22 protein-coding genes and 1 tRNA gene are annotated in these 23,924 nt (G+C 66.0%); 13 read left to right on the top strand and 10 right to left on the bottom strand.

What is annotated here, in order from left to right; genetic code table 11:
• Nucleotides 1–5: 5 nt before the first annotated feature.
• The 3 genes from AB5I39_RS07270 (at nt 6) to AB5I39_RS07260 (ending at nt 4,787) form a co-directional block, all read left to right on the top strand.
• On the top strand, nt 6–2,954 hold the full coding sequence (locus AB5I39_RS07270) for a TonB-dependent receptor domain-containing protein (RefSeq protein ID WP_404373061.1): 2,949 nt from the start codon (nt 6–8) through the stop codon (nt 2,952–2,954).
• A 58-nt stretch (nt 2,955–3,012) separates the two neighbouring features.
• Nucleotides 3,013–4,299 (top strand): aspartyl/asparaginyl beta-hydroxylase domain-containing protein, encoded by a 1,287-nt coding sequence (locus tag AB5I39_RS07265; protein WP_404373058.1) that lies wholly within the window; start codon nt 3,013–3,015, stop codon nt 4,297–4,299.
• Between the two features lie 74 nt (nt 4,300–4,373).
• Nucleotides 4,374–4,787 carry a VOC family protein gene (locus AB5I39_RS07260; RefSeq protein ID WP_404373055.1) on the top strand — a complete coding sequence of 138 codons (414 nt, stop codon included), beginning with the start codon at nt 4,374–4,376 and terminating at the stop codon, nt 4,785–4,787.
• 149 nt (nt 4,788–4,936) lie between these two features.
• Here AB5I39_RS07260 and AB5I39_RS07255 read toward each other — a convergent pair.
• Nucleotides 4,937–5,011: transfer RNA gene (locus AB5I39_RS07255), tRNA-Thr, on the bottom strand.
• 90 nt (nt 5,012–5,101) lie between these two features.
• Here AB5I39_RS07255 and AB5I39_RS07250 point away from each other — a divergent pair.
• Nucleotides 5,102–5,227, top strand: a complete 126-nt coding sequence (locus AB5I39_RS07250; protein WP_404373052.1) for a hypothetical protein — start codon at nt 5,102–5,104, stop codon at nt 5,225–5,227.
• Here AB5I39_RS07250 and AB5I39_RS07245 read toward each other — a convergent pair.
• Nucleotides 5,217–7,007, bottom strand: coding sequence for an aminopeptidase P family protein (locus tag AB5I39_RS07245; protein WP_404373049.1), 1,791 nt, complete (start codon nt 7,005–7,007; stop codon nt 5,217–5,219). The genes AB5I39_RS07250 and AB5I39_RS07245 overlap by 11 nt on opposite strands.
• 178 nt (nt 7,008–7,185) lie before the next feature.
• Here AB5I39_RS07245 and AB5I39_RS07240 point away from each other — a divergent pair, with 178 nt between their 5' ends.
• Entirely contained in the window at nt 7,186–7,821 is a 636-nt protein-coding gene (locus AB5I39_RS07240; protein WP_404373046.1) for a TetR/AcrR family transcriptional regulator, read from the top strand.
• An 11-nt stretch (nt 7,822–7,832) separates the two neighbouring features.
• Here the strand turns inward: AB5I39_RS07240 and AB5I39_RS07235 are convergent, their stop codons facing one another.
• Entirely contained in the window at nt 7,833–8,876 is a 1,044-nt protein-coding gene (locus AB5I39_RS07235; RefSeq protein WP_404373044.1) for a sensor histidine kinase, read from the bottom strand.
• A gap of 239 nt (nt 8,877–9,115) precedes the next feature.
• Here AB5I39_RS07235 and AB5I39_RS07230 point away from each other — a divergent pair, with 239 nt between their 5' ends.
• Together AB5I39_RS07230 and AB5I39_RS07225 are read left to right on the top strand one after the other, a co-directional pair.
• A complete protein-coding gene (locus tag AB5I39_RS07230; protein WP_404373041.1) occupies nt 9,116–11,182 on the top strand; it encodes a S9 family peptidase in 2,067 nt (688 codons plus the stop codon).
• The gene (locus AB5I39_RS07225; RefSeq protein ID WP_404373039.1) at nt 11,158–11,574 is read left to right on the top strand and encodes an acyl-CoA thioesterase; all 417 of its coding nucleotides are present in this window, start codon (nt 11,158–11,160) and stop codon (nt 11,572–11,574) included. The genes AB5I39_RS07230 and AB5I39_RS07225 overlap by 25 nt, the downstream gene beginning before the upstream one ends.
• Here the strand turns inward: AB5I39_RS07225 and AB5I39_RS07220 are convergent.
• Entirely contained in the window at nt 11,569–11,916 is a 348-nt protein-coding gene (locus tag AB5I39_RS07220) for a PilZ domain-containing protein (protein ID WP_404373036.1), read from the bottom strand. The two genes, AB5I39_RS07225 and AB5I39_RS07220, sit on opposite strands and share 6 nt — an antisense overlap.
• A gap of 167 nt (nt 11,917–12,083) precedes the next feature.
• On the opposite strand from AB5I39_RS07220, the gene AB5I39_RS07215 reads away from it, so the two are divergent.
• Nucleotides 12,084–12,701 carry a YbhB/YbcL family Raf kinase inhibitor-like protein gene (locus AB5I39_RS07215; RefSeq protein WP_404374054.1) on the top strand — a complete coding sequence of 206 codons (618 nt, stop codon included), beginning with the start codon at nt 12,084–12,086 and terminating at the stop codon, nt 12,699–12,701.
• A gap of 16 nt (nt 12,702–12,717) precedes the next feature.
• Here AB5I39_RS07215 and ppc read toward each other — a convergent pair whose 3' ends face one another.
• Nucleotides 12,718–15,381: a phosphoenolpyruvate carboxylase gene (ppc, locus tag AB5I39_RS07210; RefSeq protein WP_404373033.1), complete on the bottom strand. Its 2,664-nt coding sequence runs from the start codon at nt 15,379–15,381 to the stop codon at nt 12,718–12,720.
• A gap of 84 nt (nt 15,382–15,465) precedes the next feature.
• Nucleotides 15,466–16,032 carry an HNH endonuclease gene (locus AB5I39_RS07205; protein ID WP_404373030.1) on the bottom strand — a complete coding sequence of 189 codons (567 nt, stop codon included), beginning with the start codon at nt 16,030–16,032 and terminating at the stop codon, nt 15,466–15,468.
• Between the two features lie 130 nt (nt 16,033–16,162).
• Here AB5I39_RS07205 and gluQRS point away from each other — a divergent pair, with 130 nt between their 5' ends.
• From gluQRS to egtD, 5 genes are read left to right on the top strand one after another with little or no spacing between them, the layout of a single operon-like run.
• Nucleotides 16,163–17,041: a tRNA glutamyl-Q(34) synthetase GluQRS gene (gene gluQRS / locus AB5I39_RS07200; protein ID WP_404373028.1), complete on the top strand. Its 879-nt coding sequence runs from the start codon at nt 16,163–16,165 to the stop codon at nt 17,039–17,041.
• A 9-nt stretch (nt 17,042–17,050) separates the two neighbouring features.
• Complete coding sequence (locus tag AB5I39_RS07195; protein WP_404373026.1) at nt 17,051–17,293, top strand: twin transmembrane helix small protein; 243 nt, start codon at nt 17,051–17,053, stop codon at nt 17,291–17,293.
• Between the two features lie 27 nt (nt 17,294–17,320).
• On the top strand, nt 17,321–17,905 hold the full coding sequence (locus tag AB5I39_RS07190) for a cob(I)yrinic acid a,c-diamide adenosyltransferase (protein ID WP_404373024.1): 585 nt from the start codon (nt 17,321–17,323) through the stop codon (nt 17,903–17,905).
• A 56-nt stretch (nt 17,906–17,961) separates the two neighbouring features.
• A complete protein-coding gene (gene egtB, locus AB5I39_RS07185; RefSeq protein WP_404373021.1) occupies nt 17,962–19,227 on the top strand; it encodes an ergothioneine biosynthesis protein EgtB in 1,266 nt (421 codons plus the stop codon).
• Nucleotides 19,227–20,204 carry an L-histidine N(alpha)-methyltransferase gene (gene egtD / locus AB5I39_RS07180; RefSeq protein WP_404373018.1) on the top strand — a complete coding sequence of 326 codons (978 nt, stop codon included), beginning with the start codon at nt 19,227–19,229 and terminating at the stop codon, nt 20,202–20,204. The genes egtB and egtD overlap by 1 nt, the downstream gene beginning before the upstream one ends.
• Here the strand turns inward: egtD and flgL are convergent, their stop codons facing one another.
• The 4 genes from flgL to AB5I39_RS07160 are packed head-to-tail and all read right to left on the bottom strand — an operon-like array spanning nt 20,205 to nt 23,913.
• A complete protein-coding gene (flgL, locus tag AB5I39_RS07175) occupies nt 20,205–21,119 on the bottom strand; it encodes a flagellar hook-associated protein FlgL (protein ID WP_404373015.1) in 915 nt (304 codons plus the stop codon).
• Nucleotides 21,120–21,128: 9 nt separating this feature from the next.
• On the bottom strand, nt 21,129–22,475 hold the full coding sequence (gene flgK / locus AB5I39_RS07170; RefSeq protein ID WP_404373012.1) for a flagellar hook-associated protein FlgK: 1,347 nt from the start codon (nt 22,473–22,475) through the stop codon (nt 21,129–21,131).
• Nucleotides 22,472–22,822: a rod-binding protein gene (locus AB5I39_RS07165; protein WP_404373009.1), complete on the bottom strand. Its 351-nt coding sequence runs from the start codon at nt 22,820–22,822 to the stop codon at nt 22,472–22,474. The genes flgK and AB5I39_RS07165 overlap by 4 nt, the downstream gene beginning before the upstream one ends.
• A complete protein-coding gene (locus AB5I39_RS07160) occupies nt 22,819–23,913 on the bottom strand; it encodes a flagellar basal body P-ring protein FlgI (protein ID WP_404373007.1) in 1,095 nt (364 codons plus the stop codon). The genes AB5I39_RS07165 and AB5I39_RS07160 overlap by 4 nt, the downstream gene beginning before the upstream one ends.
• Between the last annotated feature and the right edge of the window lie 11 nt (nt 23,914–23,924).

Genomic DNA, 23,924 nt, shown 5'->3' with positions numbered 1-23,924 from the left:
TCCCCATGTCTGCACGCATTCGTCACTATCTCTTGGCCACCACGTTGGTCGGTATGATCGGCGTAGGCGCGCCGGCCTTCGCCCAGACCGCCCCTGCGCAGCCGCAGGACAATGCCGCCGATGCACCGAGCGAAAATAGCGACATCGTCGTAACCGGCACGCTGATCCGCGATCCGAACGTGGTCAGTTCCACCCCGGTGCAGATCGTCGGCAAGGACGAGATCCGGCTGCGGCAGGCGAATACGGCGGAAGAGGTCCTCCGCACCCTGCCAGGCGCGGTGCCCAACGTCGGCTCGGCGGTGAACAATGGCGGTGCGGGGTCCTTCTATGTCGACCTGCGCGGGCTCGGTAACTTCCGCAACGTCGTGCTGCTCGACGGCAATCGTATCGCGCCGGCCGATCTGCAGGGTCGCGTCGATCTCAACAACATTCCGCTCGCGCTGATCGAGCGTGTCGACACGCTGACCGGCGGTGCGTCCACCACTTATGGTGCCGATGCGATCACCGGCGTCGTCAACTTCGTCACGCGCAACGATTTCAAGGGCGTCGAGGCGGCGTCTTCCTACCAGATCACCGGGCGCGGCGATGGCGGCTATTTCCGCGGCGACCTGACGCTCGGCGCGAATTTCGCCGAGGACAAGGGCAATGCCGTGCTGTCGTTCGGCTATCAGAAGTCGGACCCGGTCTATCAGGGGGCACGCGATTTCTCGGCGGTCAACATCAACTCCTATACCGGCGCGCCAGGCGGATCGGGCACGTCGCTGCCGTCGTCGTTCAGCGTCGGTGCGCTCGGCACGTTGCAGATCCAGCCGACAACGGGCGCACTGGTTTCGCCGTATCAGCCGTTCAACTACAACCCCTACAACGTCTTTCAGACGCCGTTCGAACGCTACAACGTCTATGCCGCGACGCATTATGACGTGACCGATTCGATCGAGGCGTACGGCCGCGCGATGTATTCGAAGAACATCGTGCAGACGATCGTCGCGCCGTCGGGCGTGTTTGCCGCCGACGTTTCGATCCCGCTGTCCAACCCGTATCTGCCGGCGGCGGCGCGGGCGACCTTCTGCGCGAACAATGACTTCAACCCGGCGGTGGCGGGTATCCAGACGCTGACCCCGGCGCAGTGCGCGGCGGGTGCGGCGGCAACCAGCCCGACCGATCCGAACTACCGCACCTTCTCCACCCAGCTGCGCATCCGCACCACCGACGTCGGCCCGCGCATCGACCGCTACGAAACGCAGGTGTTCGATTTCCGCGGCGGGCTGCGCGGCAATCTGACCAAGAGCCTCAAGTGGGATGTGTCGGGCAGCTATGGCCAGAGCGAGAATTACCACGCGCAACAGAATTACGTCAGCCTGACGCGCGTCCGCGATGCGTTGCTGGCGACCAACACGACGAGCTGCCTGAGCGGCGCGAGCGGCTGCGTCCCGCTCAACATCTTCGGCGGCCCGGGCGCAATCAGCGAACAGCAGGCGGCCTATCTCCGCGTCCCCGCGACCAGCCGGATCACCACCTCGCTCGCCCAGGCGCGCGGGCAGATCAACGGCGATGTCGGCGTGGCGGCGCCGTGGGCGGAGCGGCCGATCAGCTTCGCCGTCGGGGTCGAATATCGCCGCTACAAAGCCACGCAGGAGGCCGACGCGCTGGCGCAGAACCCCAGCGAATTGGGTGGCGGCGGCGGTGCGATCACGCCCTTTACCGGTGCGTACCGCGTGATCGAAGGCTTTGGCGAAATGATCGCCCCGATCGTGCAGAACCGGCCGTTCTTCGAGGATCTGACGCTGGAGGCAGGCATCCGCCAGTCGCAGTACAAGATCACGGCGGCCGGATCGCCGACCTATAGCACCACGTCGTGGAAGGTCGGTGCGGGCTGGTCCCCGGTCAAGGCGATCAAGTTCCGCGGCGTGTATCAGACCGCGGTGCGGGCGCCGAACATCGCCGAACTGTTCCAGCCGAACTCGACCGGTCTCGGTTCGCTCGCGGCCGATCCGTGCTCCGGGATCAAGCCGGTGGGCAATGCGGCGCTGACTGCGGTCTGCCTGGCGCAGGGTGCGCCGGCCTTCACGATCGGCATCATCCGCGATCCGTCCTCGGCGCAGCCCAATACGACGACGGGCGGCAACCTCGCGCTCAAGCCCGAAAAGGCGACGACCTATACGCTGGGCGTCGTGCTGCAGCCGCCGATGGTGCCGGGCCTGTCGGTCACGGTCGATTATTACAACATCAAGGTACGCGACGCGATCACCACGCCGACCGCGCAGGATGCGATCAACAGCTGCTTCACCGGCCTGAGCGCGGCCAGTGCCACCAGCCTTGCCTGCACGCAAATCCGCCGCAACCCGGGCACCGGCTCGCTAGACGGCGATGCGGGAACGACGCCCGGCCTGTACCTCGGCCTGTCGAACCTGGGCCGACTGGAAACCGACGGAATCGATCTAGGCGTCAATTATCGCCGCCGGATCGGCGTCGCGACGCTCGCCCTGTCGTTCCAGGGCAATTGGACCAACCATCAGAAGTTCCAGGCGACGCCGACCTCGGTCAACCGCGAATGCGTCGGCTTCTACAGCGCGAACTGCGGCTATACCGGGTCGATCCAGCCCGAATATAGCTGGAACCAGCGCACCACGGTGAGCGTCGGCGCGGCCGATCTGTCGCTGCAGTGGCGGCACATTTCGAGCGTCCGGCAGGAGCCGCTCGACGTGGTCGCCAACGGCCCGGCCTTCGGCAGCTTCGGCAGGATTCCGGCCTATGACTATTTCGACCTGTCGACGCGCTTCCGCGTGAAGCCGCATTTCGAACTGACCTTCTCCGTCAGCAACCTGTTCGACCGGCAACCGCCGCTGGTGGGCGGGAGCATCGGCACCGTGCTGTTCGGCAGCGGCAATACCTATCCGTCGACCTATGATGCGCTCGGACGGCGTTTCGCGTTCGGCGGTCGGTTGACCTTCTGACGGACCAGCGCCGGGCGACGCTTGCCAGCGCGTCGCCCGGCGTTCAGGAGCCCGAAGCATGACGGTTCCGGTCGATCTCTCCGCGCTGTTCGATGCTGCCAGGCGGGCCAGTGCCGCCGGGCGGACCGATGAGGCGATTTCCCATTTCGAAGCGATCGTCGCGCAACAGGGCGATCATGCCGCGGCGCTCAATGCGCTGGGCACGATCGCCTTGCAGCGGCGCGATGCGCACCGTGCCCTGGCGCTGTTCGAACGCGCCGCCGCCGCTGATCCCAAGGCGGCCCCCCTGCATCTCAATATCGCCACGGCAGCGCGCGCGCTGAAAGACGATGCGCGCGAGCGGGCGGCCTTGCTTGCGGTGCTGGAGTGCGACCAGCGCGATTTGATGGCGCTGATCCGCCTGGCCGAGCTCCACGAACGGCTCGGCGAGGAGGCTGATGCCGCGGCGCGCTGGTCCGGCGTATTGGCAGTCGCACAGATGATGCCCGATCGCCCGGCCGCGCTCGCCCCAGTGTTGCAGCGCGCGGCACACTATGTCGCGTCGCGCACCCAGCATCTGCGTCAGGCCGTCGCCACCGCGATCGAGACGCGCCATCCGGCGGCACCCCCCGATGCGCGCCGCAAGGTGACGACCGCGATCGACGCGATGCTCGGGGGACGGCGCATTTACGCCAATGTCTGTTCGGGGCTGCACGTCCCGTTCCTGCCCGCCGACGAATATTTCGCGCGCGAGCACTTCCCGTGGTTGCCCGAGATCGAAGCGCAGACCGGTGCAATCGGCGACGAATTCCTGCGGCTGTACGGCGCGGACGGCGCGCGCGATTTCCGGCCCTATGTCGAGATGGAGCCCGGCACGCCGGAAAATCGCTGGACCCCGCTCGATCATTCGCTCGATTGGAGCGCGCTACATCTCTATCGCCACGGCGCCCGCGACGAGGCGTTGGCGGAGCGTTGCCCGGCGACCGTGGCCGCGCTGGAGGCCTTGCCCTTGCCCGACCTGCCGTTGCGCGCGCCGTCGGCCTTTTTCTCGGTGTTGCGACCGCATACGCGCATCCCCCCGCATACCGGCGTGACCAATATTCGCGCGACCGTCCATCTGCCGCTGATCGTGCCGCGGGGCTGCGGCTTCCGCGTCGGCGGGGAGACGCGCGAATGGGAGGTGGGCCGCGCGTTCGTGTTCGACGATACGATCGAGCACGAGGCGTGGAACGACAGCGATGAGATGCGCGCGATCCTGATCTTCGACGTGTGGAACCCGCATCTGGGGGCAGAGGAGCGCGCGATGATCGCGACTTTCTATGCCACCACCGACGCGGCGCGCGGTGACGGTTTCGCGGGCGCGTAGACGCGGCTTTGACCGCACGGGGGCATGACTTTTTGTGAGGTTTTGCGGTCGCTTGGCGGGGTTATGATGACCCCATGAAATATCTTCACACCATGGTCCGTGTGACCGATCCCGATGCGACCGTGCGGTTCTTCGAACTGCTCGGGCTGAAAGAAACCCGCCGCATGTCGAGCGAATCGGGGCGGTTCACCCTGATCTACCTCGCAGCCCCCGGCGATGAGCAAGCCGAGGTCGAACTGACGCACAATTGGGACCCGGAGGAATATACCGGCGGCCGCAATTTCGGGCATCTCGCCTACCGCGTCGAGAATATCTACGAGACGTGCCAGCGGCTGATGGACGCAGGCGTGACGATCAACCGCCCGCCGCGCGACGGCTATATGGCGTTCGTGCGCACGCCCGACGGCATTTCGATCGAATTGCTGCAGGAAGGGCGGCTGGAACCCGCCGAGCCGTGGGTGTCGATGCCGAGCGTGGGTAGCTGGTAGCCTGATCCTGTCCGCCTGAGTCCAGGCGGGCGGTAACCTATCGCATGGAACGCCGCGTGGAGCGATGGCTCCGCGCGGCGCTTCCGTGCGTCTGCGCGGCAACCGACGGGCGGCCCTTTAGAGGATGTTTCGGGTCGATTCGAAAAAAATGGTGCTGCCGGTGAGGATTGAACTCACGACCTCAGCCTTACCAAGGATGCGCTCTACCACTGAGCTACGGCAGCATACCGGCGACGCTTACGCTGTCGGCGGAAGCGGCCTAAGAGACGGATGTGGCGGCAATGTCAACTTGATTGTCGCAAAGGATGCGAGACGTGAGCAAGAAGGACGATGAGACTGCCGCGCGGCTGGCCGCGGCGCTGCGCGAAAATCTGCGCAAGCGAAAGGCGCGCGACCGGGCGCTGGATGCGGCGCCCGACCCCGACGCGCCTAACCGATAGGCGCGCATTTCGCGTCTAGCCAGGCGCGTTCGCCGGCATTTAGGTGCGGACCGATTACCTCCACGACGCGGGCGTGATAGGCGTCGAGCCACGCCCGCTCGGCGGGGGTGAGCAAATCGGCGACGATCAGGCTGCGTTCGATCGGCACGAAGGTCAGCGTTTCGAAACCGAGCATCGTGCCGCCCTCCAGCGCGCGTTCCTCGACCAGGATGAGGTTTTCGATTCGGATGCCGTATTCGCCCGCTTTGTAATAACCGGGCTCGTTCGACAGGATCATGCCCGGCCGCAGCGGTTCGGCCGGGCCGCCGCCCGGATAGAAAGGCTGGGCGATTCGCGCCGGGCCTTCGTGCACCGACAAATAAGCGCCGACACCGTGACCAGTGCCATGCGCGTAATCCAAGCCGATCTCCCACAGGGGTCGCCGCGCGAAGCCGTCGAGCTGCCCGCCGGTGGTGCCCGCCGGGAAGAGGGCGGTCGCCAGCGCAATATGCCCCTTCAGCACACGGGTGAAGCGATCGCGCATCTCGGCCGTTGGTTCGCCGATCGGCAGCACGCGCGTCACGTCGGTGGTGCCGTCAGCATATTGGCCGCCCGAATTGACCAGATAGAGCTGGCCCAGTTCGAGCGCCGCGTCCGATTCGCTGGTCGCATGATAATGGGGGCTCGCCCCGTGTGCGCCTGTCGCGGAAATCGTACCGAACGAGGTGTCGAGCAGGACGCCGGTCGCTTTGCGGAATTCGAGCAGCTTGTCGGCACAGGAGAGTTCGGTAAGGCCGCCTTTGGGCGCCTCCGCCTCGACCCAGCGCAGGAAGCGCGCGAGCGCCGCCCCGTCGCGCGCGGACGCGGCGCGGTGCCCGGCGATCTCAACGGGGTTCTTGGACGCCTTGGCAAGCACTACCGGATCGCGCGCCGACAAGATCGTCGCACCTCCCTGATCGAGCCGGTCGAAGATCGCGGCGACCGCGCTTTGCGGATCGGCGGCGATGCGCTTTCCGGCATAGCCGCCGAGCGCCTCGGCAAAGGCGCTGCGCGGGTGGAGGCGTATCGCATTGCCGAGATGCTGCCGCACCGCGTCGGTGAGCTTTTCGGGCGCGACGAACAGGTCGGCGGTGCCGTCCGCATCGACGATTGCGTAGGCAAGCGCGACCGGCGTGTGCGCGACGTCCTTGCCGCGTACGTTGAGCGTCCAGGCAATCGAATCGAGTGCGCTCAGCACGACCGCATCGGCTTTCTGTTCGGCCAGCCAGTCGGCTATCCCTGCGCGCTTGGCGGCGGAACTGGCGCCCGCTTGGGCTTCGTCCTGCACAACGAGCTGCGCATCGGACGGGGCAGGTCGGTCGGGCCACACCGCATCGACCGGATTGGTGTCGACCGCGACCAGTTCGGCCCCACGCGCCGCCAAGGCAGTGCGGGCTTCCTCGACCCAGCTGCGGGTATGGAGCCACGGGTCATAGCCGATCCGCCCGCCCGCCGGAGCGTGCTCGCGCAGCCAATCGGCGATCGAGGTCGCGGGAACGGCGACGTACTGCCAATCGTCGGCGGAGACCTGCTCGCGCACTTGCAGCGTGTAGCGCCCGTCGGTGAAGATCGCCGCCGCCTCGGGCAGGACCACCGCGCTGCCCGCCGAACCTTGAAAGCCGGTGAGCCAGGCGAGCCGACGGGCATAAGCGCCGACATATTCGCTCATATGTTCGTCGGTCAGCGGCACGACGAAACCGTCGAGACGCTGGCGCGCGAGCTGGGCGCGGAGGGCGGCGAGGCGGGCGGTGTAGGTCGACATAAGCGATCTCGCGACGTTGGAAACGGTGCGGGTGGGGTAGCGCGTGCGATGGCGATCGGGAAGGGGCGAGGCATCCGCCGGGCGGCACGCGGCGCCATCGTTACGGCCGCGAAATTAATTGACAATTTGGCCGTAATCGTCATAAAACTGTGCCGCTGTTACAAGACGGGGCAGGGGTATGGCGCGTCCGACGACCGATCTCGAGGCAGGCCGGGAGGCGCTGCTCGATCATGTCGAGGCGTTGATCGCGCAGCGTGGCGGGGTGTCGATCACGCTCGCCGAACTGGCCGCGGCGGCCAATATGTCGCCTGCCAACCTCTATCGCTTTTTCGAGAATAAGGAGGCGTTATACCAAGCGGTGGCCGAACGCTGGTTCGCGCCGAAGGTGCGGGCAATGGAGGAGGTGCTGGCGAGCGATTTGCCGATCCGCCAGAAATTCCACGCCTTCTATGCGCGGCGGCTGGCGATGATCCTGGCCGATTACGAGCGCGACCCGGCGCTGTTCCGCAGTTACCTCGAACTCGGCCATCAGCACATGGAGATCGTGCGCGGGTTCATCGATCTCGCCGACCATTTCCTGGCGCAATTGATCGCCGAGGCGATTGCCGAGGGCTATTTCGCCGGGTTCGAGATCGACGCCGCAGTCTCACTGGTCAACCTGATGGTGCAGACCTTCTGCGATCCCGAACTGGTCGTGCTGCTGATCCACAGCGTGAACGAGCAAAAGCTGGCGATCGTGATCGACACGATCTTCGACGGGATGCGCGCTGATCGCCCGAACAATGTCCACCGGCTACGCGAGGGCGCTCGGTAGGACGGGCACGGTCAGGCTGGCGGCGCGGCGATCGTCAGCGTGCTGATCGTGCCGCCGCTCGGGCCGGCGCGGACCTCGAACTGACCTTCCAATTGCCGGGCGAGTGCGCGCGCAATCGTGAGGCCTAGGCTGGTGCTGGCGTCCATGTCGAAGCCGGGGGGCAGGCCGATGCCGTCATCGGCGATGCTCAACCGGATTCCGCCGCCGTCGATGCGGCACACTTGGATCGTGATCGTGCCGCTGTCGCGGTCGGCAAAGCCGTGTTCCACCGCATTGGCTACGGCCTCGGCCATGATCAGCGCGAAGGGAATGCGCGCATCGGTGGCGAGCGTCACGTCGGGATCGACGTTCAGTGCGAAGCGAATCCCGGCGCGGCCGTCGGCGGCGGCAAGATCGTCGACCAGCGCGCCGAGAAACGCCGCAAGATCGCTGTCCTGCCCGTCGATCTCGTACAATTGGCGCTGAATGCGCCCGATCAGGCCGATGCGCGCGGCGGCATTGTCGAGCGCGCTGCGGGCGTGGGCATCCTCCAGCCCACGGCGGTGCAGCGTAAGCACCGCGCCGACCATCTGGATATTGTTCGACACGCGGTGCTGCAGCTCCTGGAACAGCAAGGCGTTGCGCGCTGCCAGCCGCGCGCTGTCGGTGGCGAGCGCGTGGCTGCGCTCGCGCTCCAGCCGAGCGGCGCGGTTGGCGTGCTGCATCCAATGTACCAGCGCGATATCGACCGTAACGACAGCGGCATAGAAGCCGAGCGCGACCGCTGTGCCCTCCTGCATCGCGAAGCTTTGGAACGGCGGGATGAAATAATACCAGGCGAGCAATCCGCACAGCACCGCTGCCACGGCACCCGGCCCGCGCCCGAGCAGGAAGGCCGAAACGATCACCGCCGGGAAAAAGGTGAGAAATGGAAAGCCGGGTGGAAACCAGTCGTCAAGCGCGGCGCGAAGCACGCACGCGCCGACCGACAGAAGGATCGCCAGGGCATAACGCAGCGTCGGTCGATCGCCGAGCAGCGGAAGGCGTTCCAGAAAAGCGGTGCGTCTATCGGGCATGGCGCATCCGCCGATCAGCGGGACGGGCACAAGCTCGGTCGGGCGGGTTCGTAATCGCTCATTATCCTGTCGGGCCGACCGCCGCAGTGCGGCGATCGAGCAATTTCCACGGGCACGCCCCTGACGAACACGCTGTGCCGTGCCGATAAACCAAAGTCGCTGATCCGGATCAAGCGGCATCGCCGTGCCGTGCGCGTACTGCCCCTTCGACAAGGCGCGGCGGTGCGGTAAGAGGCGGCATGACCAACACGCAACCGTCTCCCCCCGTCGCCGCAACCCGCGCGTACAGCTTCACCGCGCACGGCGTGACCGTCACCGATCCCTACGCGTGGTTGAAGGATCCGGGCTATCCCGAGGTGACCGATCCTGACGTGCTCGCCTATCTTACCGCGGAAAACGCGTATTTCGAGGGCGTTATGGCGCCGCTCAAGGGCCTGACCGATCGGCTCTATGCCGAGATGAAAGGACGCATCAAGGAAGACGATGCCTCGGTCCCGCAGAAGGATGGCGACTGGCTGTATTGGACCTCGTTCGAGACCGGGGGCGAGTATCGCAAATGGTGGCGCAAGCCGGTTGGCGGCGGCGCGGAGGAGCTGATCCTTGATGAAACGGCGCTCGCCGAGGGCAAGGAATATTTTCGCCTGGGCGCGTTTTCGGTGTCGAACGATGGGCGTTTGCTCGCTTATGCGATCGACGACAATGGTTCGGAGCGCTTCGAGGTTCGGGTCAAGGATCTGACAACGGGCGAACATCTGGGCGATGTCATTCCCGGGATGCTCTCGGAAATCGTCTGGACCGCCGACGACGAGGGCTTCCTGTACGGCCTCGCCAACGAACAGTGGCGCACCGACAATGCGCGGCTGCACTGGTTGGGCACCGATCCTGCGAGCGATGTCGAGCTGTTCAAGGAAGCCGATGAGGGTTTCCGCGTCGGCGTTTCGGAGACGAGCGACCGTAAGTGGATCGTGCTGGCGACGAGCGATCATGTGACGAGCGAGCTGTACCTGATCCCGGCGAGCGATCCGCTAGCAACCCCGCTGTGCGTTTCGCCGCGCAAGGTCGGGCGCGAATATGATGTCGACATGCATGGCGACACGCTGTTCATCCACACCAACGATACCGACCCCAATTTCCGGCTGTGCACCGCGCATATTTCCGCGCCGGGCGAATGGGTCGAGAAGATCGCGCCGAGCCGCCATTTCTACATGACCGGCATCGATTGCTTCAAAGACTTCTTCATCGTCGACGGGCGGGAGGATGGTTTGGATCAGATCGAAATCCACCGCTACGACGCCGGGGTCGCGCCGCAGCGGATCGTCTTTCCGGAGGCGAGCTATGACGCGGGCCTCGGCAACAATCCCGAATATGACATGCAGGTGCTGCGGCTCGGCTATGAATCGATGGTCACGCCCGGGACGGAGTATGATTATGACGTGGCGACGGGCGGCCTCACTACGCTGAAAGTGCAGGAGATTCCGAGCGGGTACGACGCCGAGAAATATCGCACCGAGCGGCTTAAAATTGTCGCGCGCGACGGAACCGAGGTGCCGGTGTCGATCGTGTACCCGGCGGACTTCCCCAAAGACGGCAGCCGTCCGCTCTATCTCTATGCGTACGGTGCGTACGGTTATGCGATCCCGCCGGGCTTCTCGACCGGGCGGCTGAGCCTGCTCGATCGCGGCTTTGCCTTTGCCATCGCGCATATCCGCGGCGGCGACGATCTCGGCCAGCAATGGTATCTCGACGGCAAGCTGGAGAAGCGCACCAACACCTTCAACGATTTCGTCGATGTGGCGAAAGGGTTGATCGCCGATGGCTGGACCTCCGCTGGCAAGATCGCGATCGCGGGGCGATCGGCGGGCGGCGAGTTGATGGGCGCGGTGGTCAATTCCGATCCCGAACTGTGGGGCGCGGTGATCGCCGACGTGCCGTTCGTCGACGTGCTCAACACGATGATGGATGCGGAGCTGCCGCTTACGCCGGGGGAGTGGCCCGAATGGGGCAACCCGATCGAGGATAAGGCCGCGTTCGAGCTGATCCGCAGCTATTCGCCGTACGACAATGTGCGCGCACAGAATTACCCGCCGATGTTCATCTCGGGCGGCCTTAACGATCCGCGCGTGACCTATTGGGAACCGGCGAAATGGGCGGCGAAGCTGCGCGCGACCAAGACCGACGACAACGTCCTGCTGCTCAAGACCAATATGGGGGCGGGGCATGGCGGCAAATCGGGGCGGTTCGAATCCTTGCGCGAGGCGGCCGAGGAACATGCCTTCGTATTGTGGCAATTGGGGATGGCGGATTGAGCTTCGCACGCCCTTTCACGGCCGAACCCGCCGACATCGATGAACTCGGCCACGTCAACAACGCGGTGTGGGTGCGCTGGATTCAGGAGCTTGCCGTCGCGCATTGGGCGGCGGTCGCATCGGCGGAGCAGCAGGCGGCCTATGTCTGGGTCGTGACGCGGCACGAGATCGATTATCGGGGCAACGTCGCGGTCGGGGAGATGGTGACGGGCGAGACCTGGGTGCCGGAACTGCCCAAGGGCGCGCGGTTCGACCGGCACGTGCGCTTTACCGGGGCCGATGGAAAGGTGAAGGTCGAGGCGGTGACGACCTGGGCGTTGCTCGATCGCGCGACTGGGCGGTTGCTGCGCGTTCGCCCGGAAATCGCCGCGCCGTTCGTCGGGTCGTTATAGCGTCAGGCCCACTGCCACCGTTGCTTGCGCGACGATGCGATCGATCTCTGCGCGATCGAGGCGGAAGCGAAAGGCCAGACCGAAGCGCAACCCGTCCTGCCACACAACCGAGGCGGTATGCAGCGCCCCGCCGATGACGAGAACGAGCGAAGCACCGGTCGTCGGCGGGTTGCGGCAGTGTGCCAGTGCGCCGCCTGCGGAGAGATCGAGCAAATGCGCGCGCCGGGAACCGCCGCCGATGCGAAGCTCGACCGGGTGAAAGATCTTGCGCCGCGACCATTTGCGCAGCCGCTCCCCCTGCCGATCGTCGCGCCGATCCTCGCGTTTGTCCTCGTCCCGCATCACCCACGCTACCCGATCGTTCGCCGGACAAACCGGGGGCGGGCGGCTTCGTTCCGAAATATACATCATTTTCCGTGTGTTAAGACATATTGTGCGGGCCGCTCGGGCGTTTGGGAACTTGCCGTGCTTTGCTTCGCTTGTTCGGTTCACCGCGCTGGGAGATTATGATGCTCGAACATGTTCCCGAATGGATTGGCGCGTCGCTGCGCAATGTCCGCGCCGGAGCGGAGCATCTGACGATCGTCAATCCCGCCCTTGGCAATGGTTATGCGCCGATCATGCTCAGCAGTTCGGCGTTTGCCGATTGGGCGGAGCTGCCGCCGCGCTTCACCGCCGATGGCGCGGGCGTGTCGCCGCCGCTGGTCTGGGGCGAAGTCCCGCCGGGCGCGCAAAGCCTGGCACTGATCGTCGAGGATGCCGATTCGCCGACGCCTGCGCCGCTGGTCCACGCGATCGTGTGGGGGATGGCACCCGATACCGGGCGGATCGCCGAAGGGGCGATCGTCGAGGGTGGCGCGACCGGCGAGGTTGGACGCAATTCCTATCTGGCGCAAGGCTGGCTGCCGCCCGATCCGCCGAGCGGGCATGGCGAGCACCGTTATGTCTTTCAGCTCTTCGCGCTCGATGTGACGGCCGAGGACCTGGGCGATGCGCCGGGGCGTGGCGCGGTGTTGAACGCGATGCAGGGGCATGTGATCGGCGCGGGGATGCTGACCGGGCTGTATGCGCGCGGTGAGGTGGTAGATGCGCCGGTGGCCGAAGGCGGTTTGCCTTTGCCTGCGTGAACCCGCTTTCTTCCTGCTACCCCGAGTTGCGCAGCGCCGTCGCGATCGCGTTGATCGAGAGCAGGATGCCCTCCCCGATCCGTTCATCCTGGTCGCCTGCGCGGCGGCGTTTGATGAGTTCGATCTGGAGCAGGTTGAGCGGCTCGATATAGGGCAGGCGCAGCCGGATCGACGCGTCGAGCGCCTTGTGCGCGGCGAGCAGATGCGATTGGCCGGTCACTTCGAGCAAGCCGTCGTGCGCGCGGTGCCAGCTTGCCTCGATCCGCGGGAAGATCGCGTCGGCCAGGGCACGATCCTCGACCAGCGCAGCGTAGCGCGCGGCAATGCGCATGTCGGATTTGGCGATGACCTGTTCCATGTTCGCCAGCGTCGCCGCGAAAAACGGCCAGCCCTGCGCCATTTCGCGCAGCAGGCCCTTGTCGGCAAAGTCGGTGATCGCCTGGCCCACGCCGAACCAGCCGGGCAGCATGACGCGCGCCTGTGCCCAGCTGAATACCCAGGGAATCGCGCGCAAATCCTCGATCCGGTCGGATTTGGTGCGGCTCGCCGGACGGCTGCCGATCTTCAGGCCCGAAATCTCGGCGATCGGCGTCATCTGGCGGAAGAAGGTGCGGAAACCTTCGGTGCCATAGACCAGCGCGCGATACGCCTCGAACGCCGATGCCGATAGCGTGTCCATTGCGGCGGCGAAGCGTTGGGTGTCGGCGGCTGACAGTGCGTCCGGCTCGAGGCTGGCGAGCAGGGTGGCTGCGGTCATCGCCTCGAGATTGGTGATCGCACTGTCGCGCGTGCCATATTTCCCGGCGATCACCTCGCCTTGTTCGGTGATGCGAATGCGGCCCTGCACGGTGCCGGGCGGTTGCGCGCGGATCGCGGCAAAGGCCGATCCGCCGCCGCGCCCGACCGCGCCGCCGCGCCCGTGGAACAGCTGCATCCCGACGCCCGCGCTGGCGAACACGCCCTTCAGCGCGGTCGAGGCCTTGGACAGGCTCCAGGTCGAGGTGAGATACCCCCCGTCCTTGTTGCTGTCGGAATAGCCGATCATCACTTCCTGATAGCCGCGCCGCGCGGTGATGCTGCGCACCTCGGGCAGTGCGAACCATTCGGCCATGATGCCGGGGGCGGCCTCGAGATCGCCGATCGTTTCGAACAAGGGCACCGCCATGATCGCGGCCTCGGGCTCGGCGCCGGGGCGATACAGGCCGGCTTCCTTGAGCAGGATGTTGAGTTCGAGCAGGTCCGACACGCTTTGCGCCATCGACACGACATGCTGGACGATGCAGGCCGGGCCGTACGTGGCGTGCGCCTGTGCCGCCGCGCGCAGGATAGCGAGTTCGGATTTCGTCTCGTCCGAATATTCGGCGAAGCTGCTCGCGAGTGGGCGGGCGTTGGACAGTTCGTGGCGCAGCAGCGTGACGCGCTGCGATTCGCCGAGCGCAAGATAGTCCGCCTCGACCCCTGCGACCTTGAGCAATTCGGCCACGACGCGTTCGTGCACCGCGCTGTTCTGGCGCAGATCGAGCGTGGCGAGGTGGAAGCCGAAGGTCTCGACCGCGCGGATCAGCCGCCCGAGCGCGCCGCCCGACGACAGCGCCCCGCCGCCGCCATCGCGCAAAGCGCGGGCGATGGTGACGAGATCGGCGCGGAACGCCTGCGGATCGGCATAGCGATCGCCGTGCAGCAGTCCGGGGCGCGGGGCGGGCTTGCCGGTCAGCGCCAGATGCGTCGCGGCGAGCCGCGCGTAAATGCCCGACAGCGCGCGGCGATAGGGTTCGTCGCTGCGGCTCTCGGCGGTGTCGCCGCTCGCCTCGGCCAAAGCGATGACCGCATCGTCGGCGGGCGCGAGATTGGTCGAGATCGACAATTCGCCACCGAGCGCGTGGACCGCGTCGAGATAATAGCCGAGCACCGCTTCGCTGGCCTTGGCGAGCGCGGTCTTGAGGCTGTCGGCGGTGACGAACGGATTGCCGTCGCGGTCGCCGCCGATCCAGCTTCCGGGCCGCAGGAAGCTCGGCACGCGAGTCCCGAGCGCCCGGTCCCAGCGTTGATACAAAGCCGGGAGCGCCGGAAGGAACACGTCGCGCAAATAGCTGAGCGCGATCTCGACCTCGTCGGTGACGTAGAGCCGTTCGCGGCGCAGCACGCGCGTTTGCCATAGCAAGGCGATCTGGCGGAGGATCGCTTCCTCGACATCATCACCGTCGGCAGTTTCGGTCTCGCCCGCATCGCGCAGCCGCATCAGCGCGGCGATGCGGTTGCGGTGGTCGATCATCGACTTGCGCCGCACCTCGGTCGGGTGCGCGGTGAGGACAGGTGCGATCAACGCTTGATCGAGCAGCGCCATCACCTGCGTCTTGTCGATCCCTTCGCGGCCCAAGCGATCGAGTGCGGCGGCCATGTCGGCACCGGGTTCCGCGGCAACGCCCTGCCGGTCCTCGGCAAGATTGGCGAGCATCGAGAACAGCATGAAACCGCGCACGAAATCGAGCGTGTCGTCCAGGCTGAGCGCATCGAGCCCGAGGTCCGTCTCGCCGCCCTTATGCCGATCGACCGAGGCGGCGCGGATCAACTCGGTGCGTTCGTACAGCGCCTCGCCGCCATAGTTGCGGATCACGTCGCCGAGCAATTTGCCCAGAAAACGGATGTCGGGATTGTTCGCGATGCCGGGGAGGGTAGCCATGACTTCATGCTGCGCTGCGGCAAGCGTAGCGTCAACCGGGAACAGACTTCCTTTGTCTCCCCGGTAGGGGGCCTGGCCTTATGCTCAAGCCTCCAATTCGACGTCCCAATAGAGCCAGTCGTGCCAGGTATCGTGCAGGAAATTGGGCGGATAGCGGCGGCCATGTTCCTGCAAATGCCAGCTCGTCGGGCGGATCGCGTCGATGTGGAGCGGCATCCCGGCTTGCTTGGGCGTGCGGCCGCCTTTCTTGAGGTTGCACGGCGCGCAGGCGGTGGCGACGTTTTCCCAGGTCGTGCGCCCGCCCTGCGCGCGCGGCACGATGTGATCGAAGGTCAGATCGTTGCCCGAACCGCAATATTGGCAGGTGAACTTGTCGCGCAGGAACAGGTTGAAGCGGGTGAAGGCCGGGAAGGCCGAGGGCCGGACATATTGCTTGAGCGCGATCACCGATGGCAGCTTAATCTTCTGCGTCGGGCTGCGCACTTCGCGTTCATATTCGGCGACGATGTCGACCCGGTCGAGGAACACCGCCTTGATCGCGGTCTGCCACGGCCAGAGCGACAGCGGATAATAGCTGAGCGGCGTATAGTCGGCGTTGAGCACCAGCGCCGGACAGCCATCGGGATGGCGGATCAGATCGGGATGGTACACAGCAAACCCCCCTTTACACCTAAGTGGCGCTTTCCCGGTGGCTTCTTAACCCGTAGGATGACGCCGTGATGACAGCGCCACCCGTCGCCTGCGAGTTTCACACGACGCACGACTCGCGGTCAAGGGCCGGATGAACCCGCCCGTCCTTCCCGTTACGCGCTTCGCCCCGAGCCCGACGGGCAAGCTGCACCTGGGTCACGCTTTTTCGGCGATCCAGGCGCATGATCGCGCGCGCGCCGAGGGCGGGCGGTTTCTGTTGCGGATCGAGGATATCGACGGCGCGCGATCACGACCCGAGCACGTTGCAACGATCGAGGCGGATTTGCGCTGGCTGGGGCTGGAATGGGACGGGCCGGTGCTGTTCCAGTCGACCCGGCTGGAGGTTTATGCCGCAGCGTTGGAGCGGTTGCGAGGCATGGGGCTGCTCTATCCGTGCTTTTGTACGCGCGCGGAAATCGCGGCGAGCTTGAGCGCGCCGCATGGGGTGGAAGGGATCTATCCGGGGACTTGCCGGGCGTTGTCCGAGGGGGAGCGCGCGGCGCGGGTTGCGGCGGGTGTGCCTTATGCTTGGCGACTGGATGTCGCGGAGGCGGTGGCATATCTGGAGGACCCGGAAGTGCTCCTCTGGCACGACGAAATCGCGGGTGATGTCATTGCCGATCCGCTGTCGGCGGGCGACGTCGTGCTCGCGCGCAAGGATGCGCCAGCGAGTTATCACCTTGCGGTAACGCTCGACGATGCGGCGCAGGGGATCACGCATGTCGTGCGCGGGGTCGATCTGTTTGCGGCGACGCATGTCCACCGGCTGTTGCAGGCGCTGCTCGACTTGCCGACGCCGATCTATCGGCATCACGCGCTGCTCACCGGCGCGGACGGAGAGCGGCTGGCCAAGCGCCACGGTGCGCCGACGCTCGAAAGCGTGCGGTTGCGTGGCGACGACGGCCGGGCGCTTGCCGATCTGCTCCGCAATGGGGCGCTACCCATTGGCTTTGGCCATGCGAATGCCTAGATACGGTGCATGAGCACTTTCCTGACCATCCTCCTGATCGCGTCGATGATCGCGGTTGTCGTCGTGCTGGTGCGCGGCCTCATCATTTTCCTGCTGGGCGCGAGCCATGATGTTCGCGAAGGCACGACCAGCGGCGACGGTTTGCTCGCCTCGTCGACCAAATCGAACAAGATGATGCAGTATCGTGTGATGTTGCAGGCGGTGGCGATCTTCATCGTCGTGCTGATGCTGTGGATGGCCGGCAAGAGCTGACCGCGCAATTCTGGGGGCAGCGTCACGGTGGTCAAGCTCAATCGCATCTACACGCGTACCGGCGATGATGGTACGACCGGCCTCGTCGATGGATCGCGCGTCGCCAAGGACGATGCGCGGATGGCGGCGATCGGCGAAGTTGACGAGGCAAATAGCGCGATCGGCGCGGCCGTCGTCGCATTGCGGGCCGGTGGGGTCGAGCTGGCGTGGCTCGCCCTGTTGCTCGAGCGGATTCAGAACGATCTGTTCGATCTCGGTGCCGATCTGGCAACGCCCGGTGAGGATTTCGAACCGTCGGAGATGACGTTGCGGATCGTCGCCGCGCAAGTCGATCGGTTAGAGGCTGAGATCGACCGGATGAATGGCGAACTCTCCCCGCTGACCAGCTTCATCTTGCCCGGCGGGACGGCCGCAGCAGCGGCGCTGCACATCGCGCGTGCGACCGTACGGCGAGCGGAGCGCGCGGGTGTTGCGGCGGCGCGGGCAGTGTCGCTCAACCCGCTTGCGCTCGGCTATCTCAACCGTTTGTCGGATTATCTGTTCGTGGCCGCGCGTGCGGTGAACCAAAATGCCGGTGGCGACGTTTTGTGGAAGCCGGGTGCGACGCGCTGAGCGCGGATTACGGTAATCCGGGCAAGCCGATGGGCGGCTGAGAACGGGGACGAATAATGCAGACTGCCCCGACGGCCGATCCCGGAGATTTGAGCGCACGCTTTCACGCGGTGCGCGCGCTGTCGGTGGCGCTGGTCGCGCCGCTTTCGGATGCCGATGCGACCGTCCAGTCGATGGACGACGCCTCGCCCGCCAAATGGCATCTGGCGCACACCACCTGGTTCCTCGAAACCTTCGTCCTGCGCGATTTCGTGACCGGCTATACGCTGTACGACGACCGCTTCCCATTCCTGTTCAACAGCTATTACGAAGCGGAAGGCCAGCGCCACGCCCGTGGGCGGCGCGGGATGGTAACGCGGCCCTCGCTGGATGAGGTGATCGCCTATCGCGCGCATGTCGATGCGGCTGTGGCGGCTGCGCTGCCCGATCTGCCGCAGGCCGCGCACGATCTGATCACGCTCGGCTGCCATCATGAAGAGCAGCATCAGGAATTGCTGATCACAGACATTTTGCATCTGATGGCGCAAAATCCAGTCGAACCGGCGATCTGGCCGGCGGCGCGGAAAGTGCCGGTGGCGATGCCGGGGCCGATCGGTTGGATCGCTGGCAAAGCGGGCGTCACCGAGATCGGGCACGGCGGCGATGCCTTCGCGTTCGATTGCGAAGGGCCGCGCCACCAGACCTGGCTCACCCCGCACGCAATCGCCGATCGCACGGTCACCAATGGCGAGTGGGCCGATTTCATCGCCGATGGCGGCTATGACGACGCGCGGCACTGGCTGTCGGACGGCTGGGCGTGGGTGCGCAAAGACGGGATCACCGCGCCGCTCTATTGGGAGCGCGGCGCCAAAGAGACGGGGGGCGGCTGGACGCGCTTCGGGCTTGACGGGCGGCGCGCGATCGATCCGGCGGCGCCGGTGACGCATGTCAGTTTTTATGAGGCGGATGCCTATGCCAGCTGGGCTGGCGCGCGCCTGCCGACCGAGGCTGAATGGGAAGCCGCCGCCGCACTGTATGATCCCGCGGGCGGCAATCAGCTCGACCGCGCCGGACCTGTCGAACCCCGCCCCGCCACAGCGAGCGCGGCCTTTTTCGGCGATGTGTGGGAATGGACCGGCAGCGCGTACCGCCCATACCCCGGCTTCAAACCTGTCGAGGGTGCGGTCGGCGAGTATAATGGCAAGTTCATGAGCGGTCAGTGCGTACTGCGCGGCGGATCGTGCGCGACCCCGCGCGGGCATGTCCGGGCCAGCTACCGCAATTTCTTCTATCCCCACCAACGCTGGCAATTCACCGGCGTGCGGCTCGCGAAAGATCTCTGATGTTAAAGCAGGAAATCGAGGACGGTCAGGCGTCGCTGGCCGATCCGGCGTTTCGCCATGATGTGCTGCGCGGGTTCGAGATGCGCCCGCGCGCGATTCCGGCGCGCTGGTTCTATGACCGGCGTGGGTCGGAGCTGTTCGAGGCGATCACCGATCTGCCCGAATATTATCCGACGCGGACCGAGACCGCGATCCTGCGCGCATGTTGTCCGGAGATCGCGGAGATCGCCGGCGCGGGGCGGGCGGTGGTGGAGTTCGGATCGGGCTCCTCGACCAAGACCCCGATCCTGTTGCGGGCGGTCGATCCCGCGGCCTATGTGCCGATCGACATCTCGGGCGATTTCCTGCGCGAATCCTCGGGCCTGTTGTCCGATGCGTTTCCGGGCCTGACCGTCCTGCCGCTCGAAGCGGATTTCATGAAGCCGATCGCGCTGCCGCCGCAGATTGCGGCCACGCCGAAGCTCGGTTTCTTTCCGGGATCGACGATCGGCAATATGATCCCGCATTCCTCGGTCGATCTGCTGCGCGCGATGAAGGCGTCGCTGGGCGAGGGCGCGATGCTGGTGATCGGCATGGACCGGATCAAGGATCCGACAGTGCTGGAGGCGGCCTATGACGATGCGCAGGGCGTAACGGCTGCGTTCAACCTTAATCTGCTGGAGCGGATCAATCGCGAGCTGGCGGGCACGATCCCGATCGACAAGTTCCGCCACCGCGCGATCTGGAACGACGATCGCGCGCGGATCGAAATGCACATCGAGGCGATGGCCGAGGTGCGCTTCACCATCGAAGGGCGGCCGTTCACGATGACGCCGGGTGAGACGATCCATACCGAGAACAGTCACAAATACGGCGCACGCGACGCGCGCATCCTGTTGCGCGCGGGCGGGTGGACGCCGGTTGGGGAATGGACCGATCCCGAGGGGCTGTTCGCGGTAATCTTGGCGGAGGCGCAACCAGCGCGGTCTGCGCCCTAATCAGCGCAGATAATCGAACAGCGACAATTGCCCGAGCTTGGTGAAGCTAGCCTGCGTCGCCTGCAGCACCGTCATCGTCTTCTGCAATTCGGTGATAGCGGTCGACATATCGGTGTCTTCCAACCCCGCGCGGTCGGTCTCGCGCGCGGCGGCGGCGTCGGTCGCTTGCGCGGACACGATGTCGAGCCGCGCGGCGCGCGCGCCGACCGAGCCTTGCACGTTGCTGACCTGGGTCATCGCCGCTTTCAGCCCATCTGCGGCAGCGCCAGTCGCGGCGGAGACGTTGCCGCCAGCGTTGAGCGCGGAAATCAGGCTGGACAGCACCGCGAACACGTCGGTCGTGCCGCCGCCACTCGCTGGCAAATTGCCGAACACGCGCTGCGCACTGTCGGTCGCCTGAATCTCGGTGCCATCGGCAACGGGGATGGCGGAGATTTCACCTGTCCCGCCGAAACTGACCGTCCCGTCCGCTGCCTGAACGACAGCTGCCCCGCCACTCGCCGTGCCGAACAGCGGCTGGCCGCGCGCATCGGTGGTGCCGGCCAGGCTGACCAGATCGTCGCGGATGCTCTGCAATTCGATCGCGATCGTCTTGCGGTTCGCATCGTTCAGCGTGCCGTTGGCGGCCTGCGTCGTCAGCTCGGCGGCGCGCTGCAACTGGTTGCTGACCGACGTCAGGGTCGTGTCGGATTGCTGTAGCAGCGACTGGGCGAGGCTGACGTTGCTCGCATAGGCCGTGCTGTCGGCGTTGGTCTGCCGAATTGCGGTCAGGCGGTTGTACGCGACCACATCCTGCGAGGGGGCAGTGAATTTCTTGCCCGTCGCGATCTGCGTGTTGAGCGTGTCCGCCTGCGTCGCGAGCTTGCCGAGCTGCGACGCATTCTTTTCATAGAATTGGTTGGTGCCGATTTGCATGGGCTATCCCTAGCGGATGTCGAGGATCGACTGGAGCGTGTCGCGTGCGACCTGGATCACGCGGCTCGACGCCGAATAGGCTTGCTGGAAGCGCAGCAGATCGACTGCTTCGCTGTCGAGATTGACACCGGAGACGGCATCGCGCGCGGCGGCGGCATTGTCGCGGATCGCGCTTTGCGCCTCGGCGATTTGCTTGCGCCCGCTGAGCGTGGCGGCGTTCGCCGAGACGAGCGCGGTCGTCTTCGCTTCGAACGCGCCGCTGGTGCGCAGCGTATCGAAATTCTTGAGGTTGCTCGCGTCGCGCGGGCCGCCGCCGACCGCCGCTGCGGCGATGCCGCGCGGATCGGTGAGCGATACGGTGATGTCGGTCGGGCTGCTGCCGACGGCGAACAGCGCCGCGCCGGGATTGCCGTCGAGATCGCGCCCCTGCGCCTGAACGGCGTTGACGCCGTCTGTGAAGGCGGTGGCGATCGTCTCCAGCGACACGCGCGCGTCGGCGATGCGCGCCGCACCGTCGACGATACCGGCAAGCGCGCCGCCCCCGGGGGTAACGGTGGATACGCCGAGCGGCGTTTGCAGCGCAAACGCCACGGTGCCGTCACTGCCCCGCGCGAAAGTTACGGTGCCCGCGGTGTTGCCGGTGACCAAGGTCGGTCCGCCCGCATTGCCGAGCTTGACCGTCGCGCGCCCGGCGGGGTCGGTGGTGACCGAAACGTCGCTGATCGCGCTCATTTGATCGAGGATCGCGTCGCGCTGATCGGCCAGTTGCGCCGCGCCGTTCGAGCCGGGCTGCACACGGCCGAGGCCGTCATTCACCTTGGCGAGCGCGGCGCCGAGGCTGTTGAGTGTCGTGACGGCGCTCTGCGCGGTCGCATCGAGATTGGCGTCAAGACTGTCGAGCGCCCGACCGGTCGCGGCGAAGCTGCCTGCCACGGCGCTGGCTTGTTCGAGCAGCGTGCTGCGCGGGACGGTCGCGCTGGGATCGGCGGCGACGTTCTTGGCGGCGTTGAAGAAGCCGGTCAGCCGGTCGCCCAATTGGTTGCCGGTCAGCGCGGTTTCGATCCGGTCTAGCCAGGCGATGCCGGTTTCGCTGCGCGCGAGATCGGCGCTGGATGTGCGGACATCGGCCGCGCGCAGCGCATCGGCCGAGCGCGTGACGCCCGCGATCGTAACGCCCTGTCCGGTCTGGGTTCCGCCACCCGAATTGATGCCGATTGCGGGCGCAACTTCGCGCACGTCCGCGGTCCGCTTGGCGTAGCCGGGGGTGGCGGCATTGGCGATGTTTTCGGATACGGTGGTCAGCGCGCTTTGATACGCGCGCACCCCGCTGGCGCCGATGCCGAGCAGGTCGCTCATGACGTCTTGCCGTCAGTTGTGGGCGGCGGCTCGGCCTGCAGCGCGGTTTGCGAGCGCGCGAGGAATTCGGTCATCGCCTTGCCGATGCCGAGCGGGGCGTGATCCGCCATGCCCTGCGCAAATTGGGTGTCCTGCATTTCCTTGAAGGTATCGAGCCCCTTCGAGCCGAACAGGTCGTCCTCGGCCAGGTGCGTCGAGCGCATCGCCTTGACCATCATGCCGGTAAACACCGCCTCGAACTTCTTGCCCGCCGCTTCCAGATTGGCGCGGTTCTGCAAGCGGCTGGTATCGAGGTTGATGCCGCTGGTCGGGCCCTGGACGGGCGGAAGGGCGGGGACCTCGCTCACAGGATGATCAATTCGGCTTTGAGCGCACCCGCCTCTTTCAGGGCCTCGAGGATCGCGACCAGATCGGCCGGCGATGCGCCGATCGCATTGATCGCCTTGACCACGTCCGACAGGCGGGGCCCCGGCTCGATCAGGAAGATCGGATGCTTTTCCTCGTCCACGCCGACCGCGGATTTCTGCTCCTTGGTGGTCTGGCCCTCGCTGAACGGCGCGGGCTGGCTCACGCGTTCGGATTCGTCGATCCGCACGGTCAGCTTGCCGTGCGTGATCGCGGCGGTGCCGACCCGGACGCTCGAATTGATCACCACGGTGCCGGTGCGCGCGTTGACGATCACCCGCGCCGAGGGTTCGGCCGAGACGATGTCGAGATTCTCGATCTCGCTCATCAACGTCGCGCGGACATCGCCACCGACGGGCGCGCGGATCGTGACCGAAATGGCATCGGTCGCCTGCGCGGTCCCGGCACCGAGCCGCGAATTGATTGCCGCTGCGACATTCTGCGCCGTGGTGAAATCGGCGCGCGCGAGGTTGTAGGTCAGGTAGGGCGTGTTCTCGAACCCGGTCTGCACCGCGCGTTCGACCGTCGCGCCTTCGGGGATGCGCCCGGCCGACGGGATGTTGACGACGATCTGCGACCCGTCCTTGCCCTCGGCCCCGAGACCACCGACCGCGAGATTGCCCTGCGCCATCGCATAGATCTGCCCGTCGGCACCGAGCAATGGCGTCAGGATCAGCGCGCCACCGCGCAGCGATTTCGCTTTGCCCATCGACGCGACAGTGATGTCGAGCTTCTGCCCCGGCTTGGCGAACGGCGGCAGGTCGGCAGTGATAATGACGACGGCGGCGTTCTTGAGGCCGGGATTGACGTTGGGCGGCAATTGCAGGCCGAAGCGCGAGGCGACCGCCTTCATCGACTGAATGGTATATTCGAGATTGTCGTCGCCCGTGCCGGGCAGGCCGACGACGATGCCGTAGCCGGTCAGCTGGTTGCTGCGGATGCCCTGAAAGCCGCCGAGATCCTTGATCCGGTCGGCCGAGGCGGGTGCGGCGACGAGCAAGGCGAGCAGGCTCGCGAGCAACAGCCGGATCATGCGGGTTCCCA

The organism is Sphingomonas sp. MMS24-J45, assembly GCF_044881195.1.
Lineage (GTDB): Bacteria > Pseudomonadota > Alphaproteobacteria > Sphingomonadales > Sphingomonadaceae > Sphingomonas.
The sequence above is the reverse complement of the archived record's forward strand: the minus strand, read 5'-3'. Positions and strand labels throughout refer to the sequence as shown.